We start from the raw sequence: 15163 nt of genomic DNA, 5'->3' as shown, positions 1-15163 counted from the left end.
GCAAGCTCGCTCCTACAGGTTCGCGGGGCTTGCGGGCCGTAGGAGCTGGCTTGCCAGCGAAGAGGCCGACGGGGGCAACTCGTCAATCGCCGGTGGCGACAGGTCGCTGGGCATCGGTGATCCATTCGCTCCACGACCCGGCATACAGCCGCGCCAGGGGATAGCCGGCCAGGCACAGGGCGAACAGGTTGTGGCAGGCGGTGACGCCAGAGCCGCAGTAAGCCACCAAGTGCTCGGGAGAACGCCCGGCGAGTTTTTCGGCAAAACGCTGCTTGAGCTGCTGCGCCGGCAAAAAGCGTCCGTCGCTGTCCAGGTTGTCGGTGAACGCCGCGCATTGCGCCCCGGGAATATGCCCGGCCACCGGATCGATGGGTTCCACCTCGCCACGAAATCGCGGCAGGCCACGGGCATCCAGCAGGGTCAGGTCCGCCTGGCCCAGGCGCTGGCGCAGGTGTTCGGCATCCAGCAGCAGGCTGTGGTCGGGTTGGCCCGTGAACTGTCCGGCCACGGCCTCCGGCGCATCCAGGCTCAGGGGCAGACCCGCGGCGTGCCAGGCTTTCAGGCCACCATCGAGAATGAACACGCCATCACGCTTGCCCAGCCAGGCCAGCAACCACCAGGCGCGAGCGGCAAAGGCACCGGGGCCGTCGTCATATAGCACGATCTCGCTGTCGTTATCGATGCCCCATGCCTGCAGGCGCGCCACCAACTGCGCGGGCTCCGGCAACGGATGCCGGCCGGTCACTCCCTTGATCACCGGCCCGCTCAGATCGCGGTTCAGGTCGGCGAAATGCGCCCCGGCGATATGCCCGTCGGCGTAGCTGCGCTGGCCGTAATCCGGGTCTTCCAGGGCAAAGCGACAATCCAGAATCACCAGGCCGGGCTGCTGTTTCTTCTGGTCCAGGGCAAGCGGGCTGATCAACTGCGCGAGGGGCATGGCGGGCTCCTGTGAATAAGTCGGAGGTTGATCCTACTGCACTTCTTCCAGGGCTTGGGCCAGGGGCACGTAAAACTCTTCGAACAGGTCGTTGACCGCTTCCCGGGCCTGCTCGGTGACAAAGCCGGCTTCCAGTACCAGCACCTGATACACCCCGCGCTTGATGGCTTCTTCGCTCAGGTGGGTGGAGTTTTCCCGGGTGGTGCACAGAAAACGCACCCAGGAGGTGAGGATGATCCAGGCATTGAGGGTCAGGGATTCGATCTGCACCTTGTCCATGGCGACGATCCCGGCCTCGACGAAACGCCCGTAGATGGCCATGCCCTGGATCAGGCAGCGCTGGGAGAAACGCCGGTAGCGCGCGGCCAGTTCGGGGTCGCTGTCCAGCAGGTGCTCCAGGTCGCGGTGCAGAAAACGGTAGCGCCACATGGCCGCCAGCAGCGCCTGCAGGTAATAGCGCTTGTCTTGCACGGTGACCGCGCGCCCGGGCGGCGGGCGCAGGAAGCTGTCCACCAGGCTTTCGTACTCGGCAAACAGCACGGCGATGATCGCCTGCTTGTTGGGGAAGTGGTAGTACAGGTTGCCCGGGGAAATCTCCATGTGCGCCGCAATGTGGTTGGTGCTGACGTTGCGTTCGCCTTGCTGGTTGAAGAGTTCGAGACTGAACTGGACGATGCGTTCGCGGGTTTTTATGCGTGGGGCCATGGGTGTGGGCTTTAATCAGAAGGCTGGGGTGCATCTTACGTTCTATCCCCCCGGGGATAAATCGCGACCGGCACCGGATGGTATTTGACAACTTAGAGCATAAGCTCTAAAAAACTAGCCACCCCCAGAAACCGGAGCCCGTCCATGTCTGCCGAAATCGCCTACCTGCAGGATTCCCTTCAGCAACAGGACGCGCTGCAAACACTGTTCGAAGCCCAGCGCCGGGCCTTTGCCGCCAACCCCATGCCACCCGCCGCGCAGCGCCAGCAATGGCTCAAGTCGCTGCACGATCTGCTCAACAGCGAGCGCCAGGCGCTGATCGACGCCATCAGCCAGGACTTCAGCAACCGCAGCGCCGATGAAACCCTGCTGGCCGAGCTGATGCCCAGCCTGCACGGCATCCACTACGCCCGCAAACACCTGAACAAATGGATGAAGCCGTCCCGCCGCGCCGTGGGCCTGGCCTTCCAGCCGGCCTCGGCCAAGGTGGTCTACCAGCCCCTGGGGGTGGTAGGGGTGATCGTGCCGTGGAACTACCCGCTGTACCTGTGCATGGGCCCGCTGGTCGGGGCCCTGGCCGCCGGCAACCGGGTGATGCTCAAGCTCAGTGAGTCCACCCCAGCCACTGGCCAGTTGCTCAAGCAACTGCTGGCGCGGGTGTTCCCCGAGGACCTGGTGTGCGTGGTGCTGGGCGAGGCCGAAGTGGGCATGGCGTTTTCCAAGCTGCGTTTCGATCACCTGCTGTTCACCGGCGCCACCAGCATCGGCAAGCACGTAATGCGCGCCGCCGCGGAAAACCTGACTCCGGTGACGCTGGAACTGGGCGGCAAGTCCCCGGCCATCGTGTCCCACAGCGTGCCGCTCAAGGACGCCGCCGAACGCATCGCCTTCGGCAAGACCCTGAATGCCGGGCAGACCTGCGTCGCCCCGGACTACGTGCTGGTGCCGGAAGAACGGGTCGGCGCCTTTGTCGAAGCCTATCGCCAGGTAGTGCGCGGCTTCTTCCCGACCCTGGCGGACAACCCCGACTACACCGCGATCATCAACCAGCGCCAGTTGAACCGGCTCAACGGCTACCTGAGCGACGCCACCAGCAAGGGCGCGCTGCTGGTGCCGCTGTTCGAGCAGAGCCAGGAGCGCCGCCTGGGCCACAGCCTGCTGCTCAATGTCACGGACGACATGAGCGTGATGCAGGACGAGATCTTCGGCCCGATCCTGCCGATCGTGCCCTACAAGACCCTGGACCAGGCCTTGGCCTACATCACCCAGCGTCCGCGCCCGCTGGCGCTGTACTACTTCGGCTACGACAAGGCCGAACAGCAGCGGGTGCTCAACGAAACCCACTCCGGCGGCGTGTGCCTGAACGACACCCTGCTGCATGTGGCCCAGGACGACCTGCCGTTTGGCGGCATCGGCCCGTCCGGCATGGGCCACTACCACGGGCATGAAGGCTTCCTGACCTTCAGCAAGGCCAAGGGCGTGTTCATCAAGCAGCGCTTCAATGCCGCGCGCCTGATCTACCCGCCCTATGGCAAATCGATCCAGAAACTCATCCAGAAGCTGTTCATTCGTTAACCAGTACAACGCCGGGTAATAACAATAATGACCCCTAGCCTGTCTGAAACACCCACGCTGTCACGGCGCGGCCTGCTGAAAATCGGCCTCTGCGCCAGCGCCTTCCTGGCTACAGCCGGGCTCGGCGCCAGCCTCAGCGGTTGCTCCGCCAGTACCCCTGCCAGTGGCTTCAGCATGCTGCGCAGCAATGACCTGCCGTTTTTGCGGGCACTGATTCCAGTAATGCTCGAAGGCGCGGTGGCGGCTGACAAGATGCCCGCCGCCGTCGAGGGCACCCTGGCCAGCCTGGACAACGCCCTCAATCACCTGTCGACCGAGATGTTCAAGCTCACCCAGCAGTTGTTCGATGTGCTGGGCATGGCGGTGACCCGCGGCCCGCTGACGGGGATCTGGGGCAGCTGGGAAAACGCCAGCGCGGAAGACATCCGCAACTTTCTCAGCCGTTGGGAAAACAGCTTCCTGGCCCTGCTGCGCATGGGTCATGCCTCGTTGCTGCAACTGGTGATGATGGCCTGGTACACCCGGCCTGAGTCTTGGGGCCATTGCGGTTATCCCGGGCCACCGAAGGTCTGATTAAGCTGTGTAGCCGCTGCCACAGGCTCTGAACGGGCGGGACGCTCGCGGGGCACTGAGGGTTCGGCTCGAGATCGTCAAGCAAGGCCCTGCGGGCCTTTTCGCAGCTTCGCAGGCTCAGCAGCGGCTACAGTGGATCCGCGCCGAGCCTTCAATAATAAGAGAGCACCCGATATGCCCGTACCTGATCTGTTCCGCGAAGGCTTGAACCGTGGCTGGAAAACCTACAACGGCTCGCAGCTGGAGCAGGACCTGACCCTGGAAGCCGATGTCGCCATCATCGGCAGCGGCGCCGGTGGCGGCACCACCGCCGAAATCCTCAGCGCCGCCGGCTACAAGGTGCTGCTGATCGAGGAAGGCCCGCTCAAGACCAGCGACGACTTCAAGATGCTTGAGGACCAGGCCTATACCAGCCTGTATCAGGAAGGCATCGGGCGCATGAGCAAGGACGGCGCCATCACCATCCTCCAGGGCCGCGCCGTGGGCGGCACCACCTTGATCAACTGGACCTCGAGCTTTCGCACCCCCGACCCGACCCTGGAGCACTGGGCCCGGGAACACGGGGTGGTGGGCCACAGCTCGGCCGAGATGGCGCCCTGGTTCGAAAAGATGGAACAGCGCCTGGGCGTGGCGCCCTGGGCCATGCCGCCCAACGCCAACAACGATGTGATCCGCAAGGGCTGTGAAGCCCTGGGCTACAGCTGGCACGTGATTCCGCGCAACGTGCGCGGCTGCTGGAACCTGGGCTATTGCGGCCTGGGCTGCCCGACCAACGCCAAGCAGTCGATGCTGGTGACCACCATTCCGGCGACCCTGGAAAAAGGCGGCGAGCTGCTGTACCTGGCCCGGGCCGAGCGCCTGCAGATCAAGGATGACAAGGTCACCGGCTTGCAATGCCAGGCCATGGACGCCCGCTGCGTAACGCCCACCGGGCGCACCATCACGGTCAAGGCCCGACATTACGTGCTGGCCGGCGGCGGCATCAACAGCCCGGCCCTGCTGCTGCGTTCCGATGCCCCGGACCCGCATTCGCGGCTGGGCAAGCGCACCTTCCTGCACCTGGTGAACTTCTCCGCCGGGCAGTTCGACGAGGTGATCAACCCGTTCTACGGCGCGCCGCAATCGATTTACTCCGACCACTTCCAGTGGCAGGACGGCACCACCGGCAAGATGTCCTACAAGCTCGAAGTGCCGCCCCTGCAACCGGCGCTGGCCAGCACCCTGCTGGGCGGTTTCGGGCCCGAGAGCGGGCTGTCCATGGAGCAACTGCCCCATACCCACGCGATGCTGGCCCTGCTGCGGGACGGCTTCCACCCCGACAGCACCGGCGGCAACGTTGAGCTGCGCGGCGATGGCACCCCGGTGCTCGACTATCAAGTCTCGCCCTACGCCTGGGACGGCCTGCGCCGGGCCTTCCACAGCATGGCGGAGATCCAGTTCGCCGGTGGCGCCAAGGCGGTCAAGCCGCTGCACAGCGATGCGCGCTTCGCCAAGACCCTCAACGAAGTGCGGGCGCAAATCGACGGCCTGGACCTGGCCCTGTACCGCACCCGCCTGGGCAGCGCCCACGTGATGGGCGGCTGCGCCATGGGCGAAGACCCGAAAATCGCCGTGACCGACAGCCTCGGACGCCACCATCAACTGCACAACCTGTCGATCCATGATGGCTCGCTGTTCCCCACCAGCATCGGCGCCAACCCGCAGTTGTCGGTGTACGGCCTGACGGCGCAACTGGCCACGGCCCTGGCGGAGCGTTTGAAAACGGCGTGAAACAGCCGGGAAATTTCGGCGTCCATAGGACTTTCTTCTCTAAAAGGCGACTTGGCCGACCGGGAAGGCTGCGATACCATCCGACTCCCCAACGGATTCCCGCCAGGACGACGCGATGAACCGAGTGTTGTACCCAGGTACCTTCGACCCTATTACCAAGGGCCACGGCGATCTGGTCGAGCGCGCCTCGCGGCTGTTCGACCACGTGATCATCGCCGTTGCCGCCAGCCCCAAGAAAAACCCGCTGTTCCCCCTGGAGCAGCGCGTGGAACTGGCGCGCGAGGTGACCAAGCACCTGCCCAACGTTGAAGTCGTCGGCTTCTCCACGTTGCTGGCGCATTTCGCCAAGGAGCAGAACGCCAATGTGTTCTTGCGCGGCCTGCGGGCGGTTTCGGACTTCGAATACGAATTCCAGCTGGCCAACATGAACCGCCAACTGGCGCCGGACGTGGAAAGCCTGTTCCTCACCCCGTCGGAGCGCTACTCGTTCATTTCCTCGACGCTGGTTCGTGAAATCGCTGCCCTGGGCGGTGATATCACCAAGTTCGTACACCCGGCGGTCGCCGACGCGCTGACCCTGCGCTTCAAGAAATAAGCCGCGCGGCCCCGCAGTGGGGCCCTTGCCTGGCGTCAGCCATCGCGCCCGCGTGCACTGCGGGCGGCAATACGGCACAATTGCGCGCATTCGTTTTTACATGCCCGGGCCTGCCGCCCAGGCCGGAGTCCCCCATGTCCCTGATCATCACCGACGATTGCATCAACTGCGACGTCTGCGAACCCGAGTGCCCTAACGCGGCGATTTCCCAAGGCGAAGAGATCTACGTCATCGATCCGAACCTGTGCACCCAGTGCGTCGGCCACTACGACGAGCCGCAGTGCCAGCAGGTGTGCCCGGTGGATTGCATTCCGCTGGACGAGAACCGTCCGGAAACCGAAGAAGAGTTGATGGCCAAGTACCGGAAGATCACCGGCAAGGCTTGAGCAATTCAGCGCCCTTCAGGGCACTTTCGCCGGCAAGCCGGCTCCTACGGCGTTCGTAGGAGCCGGCTTGCCGGCGAAGCTTCTCAGCGCTGGCAACGCGGGCAATAGACGCTGGCCCGCTGGCCCAGCTTGATCTCCCGCAGCCCCGTGCCGCAGACCTTGCAGTGCTCCCCGCCACGGCCGTAGACGAACAGCTCCTGCTGGAAGTAGCCCGGCTGGCCGTCGCCGCCGATAAAGTCGCGCAAGGTGGTGCCGCCCCGCTCGATGGCCGCCGCCAGGATGCGCTTGATCTCGATCGCCAGCTGCACATAGCGGGCCCGGGAAATGCCCTTGGCCTCACGACGCGGATCGATGCCCGCGGCAAACAGTGCCTCGGTCGCGTAGATGTTGCCCACCCCCACCACCACCGCGTTGTCCATGATGAACGGCTTGACCGCCATGGAGCGGCCGCGGGACAGCTGGAACAGGCGCTCGCCGTCGAACAGATCGGTCAGCGGCTCCGGTCCCAGGCGCGCCAGCAGCTCGTGGTTCAGCGGGTCCAGGCTCCAGAGCATGGCGCCAAACCGACGCGGGTCGGTGTAGCGCAGGGCCAGGCCCGACTCCAGTTCGATATCCACATGTTCATGCTTGGCCGCCGGCTGGCCGATCTCCACCAGACGCAGATTGCCCGACATGCCCAGATGACTGATGAGGGTGCCGACTTCGGCGTTGATCAGCAGGTACTTGGCCCGGCGGTCCACCTGGACAATGCGCTGCCCGGACAGGCGCACGTCCAGATCCTCGGGAATCGGCCAGCGCAAGCGCCGGTCACGGACAATCACCCGGCTGACCTTCTGGCCTTCCAGGTGCGGCGCGATCCCGCGCCGGGTGGTTTCGACTTCCGGTAATTCAGGCATCTTCGCCTCAGGCACTCATCGCGATATGAACAGTCAGTGTGCGCCCAGCTCGCGCACGGTTTCCTTGAGGTTCTCGAAGTCGTAGTCCGACAGACCGACGTAATCGAGAATCAGGTGGCCGATGCTGTTCCACTCCAAGTCCTGGGTCTGGTTGCCCAGCACTCGATACGAGGCACAGATGTGCTCGGCCATCTTCAGGATCGCCAGCAGGTTCTTCAGCTGGCTGTTGCGCGACGACTCGTCGCTGAAGATCGCCAGGGCATTGTGGTGATTGGCGATGGCGTTGGTCACGTGTTCCGGCAGGCGCCAGGACTTGGCGGTGTAGTAGCCGACCACTGCGTGATTGGTGTTGAAGGCACGGTTTTCCGTGTCCACCACCCGCCGCTCCGGTCCGGCGCTGCCGTAGGCTTCTTCCAGCACCGCCATGTAGTCGGGGAAGCGCTTGAGCATCAGCGGCACGCCGCAATCATGGAACAGCCCCAGGGCGTAGGCTTCGTCCACCGCTTGCGAGCCGGTGCGCTTGGCCAGGGTCAGGCAGGTCATGGCAACATCCTGGGCGGTGTCCCAGAAGCGGTTGAGGGTGACGATGGTTTCATCGCTCATCTCGCCCTTGATCGACTGCGCATTGATCAGGTTGATGATCGAGCGGCTGCCCAAGAGGTTCACCGCGCGCTGGATCGAAGCGATCTTGTTGCTCAGCCCGTAATACGGTGAATTGACGATCTTCAGCAACGCCCCAGACAGGCCAGGATCCTGGGAGATCAGCTTGGCGATCACCTCCAGATCGGGATCGGGCATGTACTGCTCCATCTGCAAATCCACCATGATTTGCGGTTGAGGCGGCACGCTGATGCCTTGCAGGGCCTGCTGAATCTGTTCGGCTGATAGCTCTTGGGACATAAGTACACACTCTGGCTGAGGCGGCGATTCTAACCCCTAACGGGCCAATGTTGGGCGAACGGACAGGAACTTTAACCTGCGCCTTTAGCCGCAGGTCCATTGGCCGTCGCTGAAGTTGCGCAGCAAGGTATAATCGCGCCCTTTTTTCCGGAGCGACGTCATGTCCCTGCCAAGCCTGCGCCTCAAAGCCAACGCCGATCGCCGCCTGCGCGCCGGCCACCTGTGGGTCTACAGCAACGAAATCGATGTAGCCGCCACCCCTCTGCATGGCTTCAAGGCAGGCGACCAGGCGGTGCTGGAAGCCGCCGGCGGCAAGCCCCTGGGCGTGGTGGCCATGAGCCCGAACAACCTGATCTGCGCCCGCCTGCTGTCGCGCGATGCCAAGCTGGCCCTGGACAAGTCGCTGCTGGTGCATCGCCTGAACGTGGCCCTGTCCCTGCGCGAGCGCCTGTTCGACAAGCCGTTCTACCGCCTGGTGTACGGCGATTCCGACCTGCTGCCGGGCCTGGTGGTCGATCGGTTCGGCGACATCCTGGTGGTCCAGCTGGCCTCGGCCACCATGGAACAGCACAAGGACGACGTGATCGCTGCCCTGGTCCAGGTGCTCAAGCCCAGCGGCATCCTGTTCAAGAACGACTCCGCCGCCCGCGACGCCGAAGGCCTGGGCCGCTACGTCGAAACCGTGTTCGGCCTGGTGCCGGAGTGGGTCGCCCTGGAAGAGAACGGCGTGAAGTTCGAAGCCCCGGTGATGGAAGGCCAGAAGACCGGCTGGTTCTACGACCACCGCATGAACCGCGCACGCCTGGCGCCTTACGCCAAGGGCAAGCGGGTACTGGACCTGTTCAGCTACATCGGTGGCTGGGGCGTGCAGGCCGGGGTGTTCGGCGCCAGTGAAGTGTTCTGCGTCGACGCCTCGGGCTTTGCCCTCGACGGCGTGGAGCGCAACGCCGCGCTCAATGGCATTGCCGAGAAAGTCACCTGCGTCGAAGGCGATGTGTTCGAAGCCCTGAAAGAGCTGAAGGCCGCCGAAGAGCGCTTTGACGTGATCGTTGCCGACCCGCCCGCCTTCATCAAACGCAAGAAAGACCTGAAGAACGGCGAAGGCGCCTACCGCCGCCTCAACGAACAGGCCATGCGCCTCTTGAGCAAGGACGGCATCCTGGTCAGCGCTTCGTGCTCGATGCACCTGCCCGAGGACGATCTGCAGAACATCCTGCTGACCAGCGCCCGTCACCTGGACCGCAACATCCAGCTGCTGGAACGCGGCGGCCAGGGCCCGGATCACCCGGTGCACCCGGCCATCCCGGAAACCCGCTACATCAAGAGCATCACCTGCCGCCTGCTGCCCAACAGCTGAGCCCGGGCCGACGGCCCTTCCCGCCCAGCGCGGGAAGGGCCGTCGCCCTCGATTGACTTTGCACGGCCACGACTCGATTCTCGGCAGCTTCTCAAGGACCGAGAGCACCGCACCATGGGCCACTCCCCCGCCACCCCGAACAAGACCTCGGCGGTCATTCTGCTGCTGACCATGACCCTGCTCGGGGTCTTCCCGCTGGACGTGATCCTCCCCTCCTTTCCCGCCCTGGCCGAACGCTTCAATACCTCCAGCGCCGATATCGCGCTGTCCGTCAGCCTGTTCGCCATTGGCTTGTCGTTTTCCCTGATGGTGGTCGGGCCGCTGTCAGACTCCCTGGGGCGCAAGAAGCTGCTACTGGCAGGCATGGCCGTGGCCATCGCCGGAGCGCTGGGCTGCATGGCCGCCACCGAGTACCGGTGGTTCCTGCTGTTTCGCGTGGTTCAGGCCGTGGGTTGCGGCTGCTTCGTGCTGTCCCAGGCGCTGGTGCAGGACCTGTTCGTCGGCCGCCAGCAGGAGCGCCTGCGCATCGCCCTGGTCACCGCCAGCGGCATCTTCATTTCCCTGTCACCGCTGCTGGGCACCTGGCTGCAGTCCCTCCTGGGCTGGCAGGGCAGCTTCGGGGTGTTCGTCGGCCTCGGCCTGCTGGTCATCCTCAAGGCCTGGGTCCTGCTGGAGAACACCCCAGGCACGGCGACGCGCCAGAGGAACATCCTCGCGGCCTACCGGCTGGTGTTTGCCGACCTGTCGTTCGTCGGCTACTGGCTGATCTCGGCGCTGGCCTTCGCCTGCCATTTTTCGTTCATCGTCATTTCACCGCTGATTTTCATGGAGCAGTTGCAGCTCACGCCCTACCAGTACGCCCTGGCGCTGCTGCTGTATGGCGCGGCCTATGTGGTGGGTGGTGCCGGCGCCGGGGTGATGAACCGCTACCTGCAGGCCAGCACCCAGATCGTCACCGGGCTGGGGCTGATCGCCCTGTCCGGCCTGCTGATGCTGCTGTTGCAGCGGTTCGAGCTGTCCGTTGCCACGGTCCTGGTGCCGATGATCGTCTGCACCGCCGGCACCACCATCACCCGCCCGGTGGCGACCTCGCGGGCCATGGGGATCTTCCCGCACAACGCCGGAACCTCGGCTTCGGCGGGCAACATGCTGATCTTTGTCTCTGGCGGCCTGATCAGCGCGTTCATCAACCTGAGCGCCAGCAACCTGGTGATGGCGCTGGGGCTGTGCTTCCTGGGGCTGAGTGCCATTGCCCTGGGCCTGAACAGCCTGGTCAATCGTCGCTATCAGGACGCTTGCGTCTGAAGATCGCGCAGACGGCACAAATCCCTGAGGTACAGCAGGAAGGAAAACGCCAGGGGCGGGCCAGTGAAGTAGCGCAAGGACAAAAACCCGCTCTTGAACGGATCCAGATGCTGCTCGCGGGTCCAGAAATCGAACAACGCCTGCACCAGCCACGCAGCGCCAAGAGCCACCAGCATCCAGGCTCCGTCCCCCAGCAGCCGTCGTTTAAAACCGTCACCTCCCGGCAGCCAGCTGGCGCTGAGCAGCGTCATCAGCAGCAGGAACGCCACCACGCTGTAGATCACCCCGCGGGTGAAGGGCAACTCACTGCAGGCCTGCACCACCACCGCCGCCGCAAAGGTCAGCAGCAGCGCGGCCTTCCAGGTGCGCCACTGGCGCCGCTGCCCGGCCAGCAATTGCACGAAGCCGCCGCCCGCCAACAGGGCCGCGCCCACCACGGCCATGGCGCTGCCGGGCCAGTCGCTATGGAGCACCAGCCACATCAGCAGCAGCCCTTGCAGCAGGCCAATGCCCAGGTAAAACCTCAGGGATCGCATGTTCGCGGACATTCCAGCTCCATTGGATGGTGATCGAGGGGCCGCGAGTCTAAACCAGGAGCCGGCGTGCGGGCAGCGCTCGGCGATATCCAGGCAATCGCACGCCGCAGAGCGGCCACGGCATTCCTTCCTGACGCCAGCGGTGTAGAATCGGCGAATTCATCGCCAGTCATCCCCCGGCGGGTTTATGAGCTCAGGCTGAGGCGCGTGGCGATCCCGCGACGTCATCGGCAGCTTTCGGACACACGGCCATTTCTGAGTGTTCCCAAGGTCAATAGAAGCTCACTCCCCACTTGTTCCCTGATTAGCCGCCCGGAGTGCTCCATGCCTGATTACCGCTCGAAAACATCCACCCACGGCCGCAACATGGCCGGTGCTCGCGCCCTGTGGCGCGCCACGGGGATGAAAGATGCCGACTTCAAGAAGCCGATCATCGCCATTGCCAACTCCTTCACCCAGTTCGTCCCGGGGCACGTGCACCTGAAGGACCTGGGTCAGCTGGTGGCCCGCGAGATCGAACGCGCCGGTGGCGTGGCCAAGGAATTCAACACCATTGCCGTGGACGACGGCATCGCCATGGGCCACGACGGCATGCTGTATTCCCTGCCGAGCCGCGAGATCATCGCCGACTCCGTGGAGTACATGGTCAACGCCCACTGCGCCGACGCCATCGTCTGCATCTCCAACTGCGACAAGATCACCCCCGGCATGCTGATGGCCGCCCTGCGCCTGAACATCCCGGTGATCTTCGTTTCCGGCGGCCCGATGGAAGCCGGCAAGACCAAGCTCGCCAGCCACGGCCTGGACCTGGTGGACGCCATGGTCATCGCCGCCGACTCCAGCGCTTCTGACGAGAAGGTTGCCGAGTACGAGCGCAGCGCCTGCCCGACCTGCGGTTCGTGCTCCGGCATGTTCACCGCCAACTCCATGAACTGCCTGACCGAAGCTCTGGGCCTGGCCCTGCCGGGCAACGGTTCGACCCTGGCCACCCACAGCGACCGCGAAGAGCTGTTCCTGCGGGCCGGGCGCACCATCGTCGAGCTGTGCCAGCGCTACTACGGCGACAACGACGAGTCGGTGCTGCCGCGCAATATCGCCAACTTCAAGGCGTTCGAGAACGCCATGACCCTGGACATCGCCATGGGCGGTTCCACCAACACCATCCTGCACCTGCTGGCCGCCGCCCAGGAAGCCGAGATCGACTTCGACCTGCGGGACATCGATCGCCTGTCGCGCCACGTGCCGCAGCTGTGCAAGGTGGCGCCGAACATCCAGAAGTACCACATGGAAGACGTGCACCGCGCCGGGGGCATCTTCAGCATCCTCGGCGAGCTGGCCCGTGGCGGCCTGCTGCACACCGACCTGCCCACCGTGCACAGCAAGACCCTGGCCGAAGGCATCGCCCAGTGGGACATCACCCAGACCACGGATGAGGCCGTGCATCACTTCTTCAAGGCCGGCCCGGCGGGCATCCCGACCCAGACCGCCTTCAGCCAGTCGACCCGTTGGGACAGCCTCGACGACGACCGTGAAAACGGCTGCATCCGCAGCGTCGAACACGCCTATTCCAAGGAGGGCGGCCTGGCCGTGCTCTACGGCAACATCGCCCTGGACGGCTGCGTGGTGAAGACCGCCGGTGTCGACGAGTCGATCCACGTGTTCGAAGGCAACGCCAAGATCTTCGAAAGCCAGGACAGCGCCGTGCGCGGCATCCTCGCCGACGAAGTGAAAGAAGGCGACATCGTGATCATCCGTTACGAAGGCCCGAAAGGCGGCCCGGGCATGCAGGAAATGCTCTATCCGACCTCCTACCTGAAGTCCAAGGGCCTGGGCAAAGCCTGCGCCCTGCTCACCGACGGCCGCTTCTCCGGCGGCACCTCGGGCCTGTCCATCGGCCACGCCTCGCCTGAAGCGGCGGCCGGCGGCGCCATCGGCCTGGTACAGGACGGCGACAAGGTACTGATCGACATTCCCAACCGCTCGATCAACCTGTTGGTCAGCGATGAGGAGCTGGCGGCGCGCCGGGTCGAGCAGGACAAAAAAGGCTGGAAGCCAGTGGAAGCGCGCCCACGCAAAGTGACCACCGCGCTGAAGGCCTACGCCCTGCTGGCCACCAGTGCCGACAAGGGCGCGGTGCGCAACAAGGCCATGCTCGACGGCCTGTGATCGTCACCCGTAAATGAAAATGCCCCGCCAAGTGCGGGGCATTTTTTTGACCTTGCATCGCCCTGGCGGACGCCTTCGCTAGCAAGCCAGCTCCTACAGCAGCATTCAGAGTGCTGGCGCCGCCACCGTAGGAGCCGGCTTGCCGGCGAATGGGCCATTAAACCGTGCATCGCCCTTGCGGACGCCTTCGCTGGCAAGCCAGCTCCTACGGCAGCATTCGGGAAGCCGGGGCCGGGGCTCAGGGCATGCGTTCGCCCAACTGCCCGCGCAGGAAGCGGTACAGGCCATCGGCGCTCTTGCGGTAGCCGTCGGCGGTCAGGTGCACCAGGTCGTTACGCGCCAGGTCGCTGCCCTGCCATTTGCTGATGGAGCAATCGCCGCCCATGAACGCCTGCCAGTCCCAGAACAGGGTGCGGCTGGTCTTCGCCACGTCCTTCTGGATCTGCACGATCTGCCGCAGCGGTTGCGGCTGGGAAGCCGCGCAGCTGCCGGCATTGCGGCGCTTGATGGAATCCGGCGGACCCACCAGCAGGATCACGGTCTTGGGCAGGTTCTTGCGCAACAGCCTGACCTTTTCCTGCAACTGGCTGCGGTACAGCTGCAGGTCCAGGTCGTCATCAAAGGCTTCGTTGGTGCCGTAGGCCAGCACCACCATGTCCGGGCGCAGGGCCTTGAGGGTTTCCAGCCAGCCGGGCTGCCACTTGTCCAGCACGTCCAGACGCGCGCCATTGATGCCCAGGGCGGAATAGATCACCCCGGCGCTCTTCTGCCCGAGGATGTTCCAGCCGCCCAGGGCCAGGCCCTGGTTGTTGGCCACGTTCAGGTCCAGGGGCAGGGTCAGGTTGTTGAACGGTGGACTGAAGCGCCACTGGCCACCAGTAGCGGCCAGCATGCGGCTGCTCTTGTTGAGGTTGTCCCTGGCGGTCAGGGTGCTGTTGCTGGACGCCTGGTACAGCGCGGAAATCCGGTACTGCTGGTTGCTCGGCTGGCGCTCGGCGATATGCACCCGGGCTCCCGGGGTCATGGGCAGCGACAGGTAACCGCCCAGGGGGAACTGGTTGCTCTGCTGGTTGCGCGCCGACACCAGGGACCACTGGCGCTTGGCCGCCCCCAGGATCACCCGCTCATAGCGGGTGCCGGGCACCGGTGTGGCCGCCACGAAACCAATGCCGCCATCGCCGTACTGCGCTTGCAGCAGGCGGCGCATCTCGCCGCTGAACAGGTCGGCGGCGGTATGGGAGTCACCCAGTTGCACGATGTTGATCGGCGTGCGGTCGGAGGTACTGAACTTGCGCGCCAGCAGTGCCAGGTTCGGGTCGGTGCCAGTGGTCACGACTTTCTTGGTTCCGCTCCCGGACCGGGCCAGGGCCGAGGCCGGAGTGGCCTGGACCTCGGTGGTCGGGCTGCAACTGCTCAGCAAGGTGATGCCCAGCAACAGCGCAATGCCTTGCAGTCGCCCCAT

At 64.7% G+C, this 15163-nt stretch carries 14 protein-coding genes; 8 read left to right on the top strand and 6 right to left on the bottom strand.

The window, feature by feature from the left end; translation table 11 throughout:
- Positions 1 to 82: 82 nt before the first annotated feature.
- Both GWQ44_RS07605 and GWQ44_RS07600 read right to left on the bottom strand, forming a co-directional pair.
- Positions 83 to 937, bottom strand: coding sequence for a sulfurtransferase (locus GWQ44_RS07605; protein WP_275926970.1), 855 nt, complete (start codon positions 935 to 937; stop codon positions 83 to 85).
- A 33-nt stretch (positions 938 to 970) separates the two neighbouring features.
- The gene (locus GWQ44_RS07600) at positions 971 to 1642 is read right to left on the bottom strand and encodes a TetR/AcrR family transcriptional regulator (RefSeq protein WP_103741294.1); all 672 of its coding nucleotides are present in this window, start codon (positions 1640 to 1642) and stop codon (positions 971 to 973) included.
- A 99-nt stretch (positions 1643 to 1741) separates the two neighbouring features.
- Between GWQ44_RS07600 and GWQ44_RS07595 the strand changes: the two genes are divergently transcribed.
- From GWQ44_RS07595 to GWQ44_RS07575, 5 genes are all read left to right on the top strand, one after another.
- The gene (locus GWQ44_RS07595; protein WP_275927065.1) at positions 1742 to 3217 is read left to right on the top strand and encodes a coniferyl aldehyde dehydrogenase; all 1476 of its coding nucleotides are present in this window, start codon (positions 1742 to 1744) and stop codon (positions 3215 to 3217) included.
- 27 nt (positions 3218 to 3244) lie between these two features.
- Complete coding sequence (locus GWQ44_RS07590) at positions 3245 to 3790, top strand: twin-arginine translocation pathway signal protein (protein WP_275926969.1); 546 nt, start codon at positions 3245 to 3247, stop codon at positions 3788 to 3790.
- Between the two features lie 174 nt (positions 3791 to 3964).
- Positions 3965 to 5560: a GMC family oxidoreductase gene (locus GWQ44_RS07585; RefSeq protein WP_016963553.1), complete on the top strand. Its 1596-nt coding sequence runs from the start codon at positions 3965 to 3967 to the stop codon at positions 5558 to 5560.
- 115 nt (positions 5561 to 5675) lie between these two features.
- Complete coding sequence (coaD, locus tag GWQ44_RS07580; protein WP_003176711.1) at positions 5676 to 6155, top strand: pantetheine-phosphate adenylyltransferase; 480 nt, start codon at positions 5676 to 5678, stop codon at positions 6153 to 6155.
- Positions 6156 to 6289: 134 nt separating this feature from the next.
- Positions 6290 to 6541 (top strand): YfhL family 4Fe-4S dicluster ferredoxin, encoded by a 252-nt coding sequence (locus GWQ44_RS07575; protein WP_016963552.1) that lies wholly within the window; start codon positions 6290 to 6292, stop codon positions 6539 to 6541.
- Positions 6542 to 6624: 83 nt separating this feature from the next.
- Here the strand turns inward: GWQ44_RS07575 and mutM are convergent, their stop codons facing one another.
- Together mutM and GWQ44_RS07565 are read right to left on the bottom strand one after the other, a co-directional pair.
- Positions 6625 to 7437: a bifunctional DNA-formamidopyrimidine glycosylase/DNA-(apurinic or apyrimidinic site) lyase gene (mutM, locus tag GWQ44_RS07570; protein ID WP_016963551.1), complete on the bottom strand. Its 813-nt coding sequence runs from the start codon at positions 7435 to 7437 to the stop codon at positions 6625 to 6627.
- Between the two features lie 33 nt (positions 7438 to 7470).
- Positions 7471 to 8283, bottom strand: coding sequence for an HDOD domain-containing protein (locus GWQ44_RS07565; protein WP_177435120.1), 813 nt, complete (start codon positions 8281 to 8283; stop codon positions 7471 to 7473).
- Between the two features lie 214 nt (positions 8284 to 8497).
- Here GWQ44_RS07565 and GWQ44_RS07560 point away from each other — a divergent pair, with 214 nt between their 5' ends.
- Both GWQ44_RS07560 and GWQ44_RS07555 read left to right on the top strand, forming a co-directional pair.
- The gene (locus tag GWQ44_RS07560; RefSeq protein ID WP_016963549.1) at positions 8498 to 9694 is read left to right on the top strand and encodes a class I SAM-dependent rRNA methyltransferase; all 1197 of its coding nucleotides are present in this window, start codon (positions 8498 to 8500) and stop codon (positions 9692 to 9694) included.
- A gap of 114 nt (positions 9695 to 9808) precedes the next feature.
- Complete coding sequence (locus tag GWQ44_RS07555) at positions 9809 to 10999, top strand: MFS transporter (RefSeq protein ID WP_047306510.1); 1191 nt, start codon at positions 9809 to 9811, stop codon at positions 10997 to 10999.
- On the opposite strand, the gene GWQ44_RS07550 is transcribed toward GWQ44_RS07555, so the two are convergent.
- Positions 10981 to 11547, bottom strand: coding sequence for a hypothetical protein (locus tag GWQ44_RS07550; protein ID WP_047306511.1), 567 nt, complete (start codon positions 11545 to 11547; stop codon positions 10981 to 10983). The genes GWQ44_RS07555 and GWQ44_RS07550 overlap by 19 nt on opposite strands.
- Positions 11548 to 11859: 312 nt before the next feature.
- Here GWQ44_RS07550 and ilvD point away from each other — a divergent pair, with 312 nt between their 5' ends.
- Positions 11860 to 13701, top strand: a complete 1842-nt coding sequence (ilvD, locus tag GWQ44_RS07545; RefSeq protein WP_047289772.1) for a dihydroxy-acid dehydratase — start codon at positions 11860 to 11862, stop codon at positions 13699 to 13701.
- Between the two features lie 238 nt (positions 13702 to 13939).
- On the opposite strand, the gene GWQ44_RS07540 is transcribed toward ilvD, so the two are convergent.
- Positions 13940 to 15163 carry an SGNH/GDSL hydrolase family protein gene (locus GWQ44_RS07540; RefSeq protein ID WP_253128508.1) on the bottom strand — a complete coding sequence of 408 codons (1224 nt, stop codon included), beginning with the start codon at positions 15161 to 15163 and terminating at the stop codon, positions 13940 to 13942.

The organism is Pseudomonas sp. 3MA1 (genome assembly GCF_029237275.1).
Lineage (GTDB): Bacteria > Pseudomonadota > Gammaproteobacteria > Pseudomonadales > Pseudomonadaceae > Aquipseudomonas > Aquipseudomonas fluorescens_AP.
This window is presented reverse-complemented; position numbering and strand designations above follow the sequence as displayed.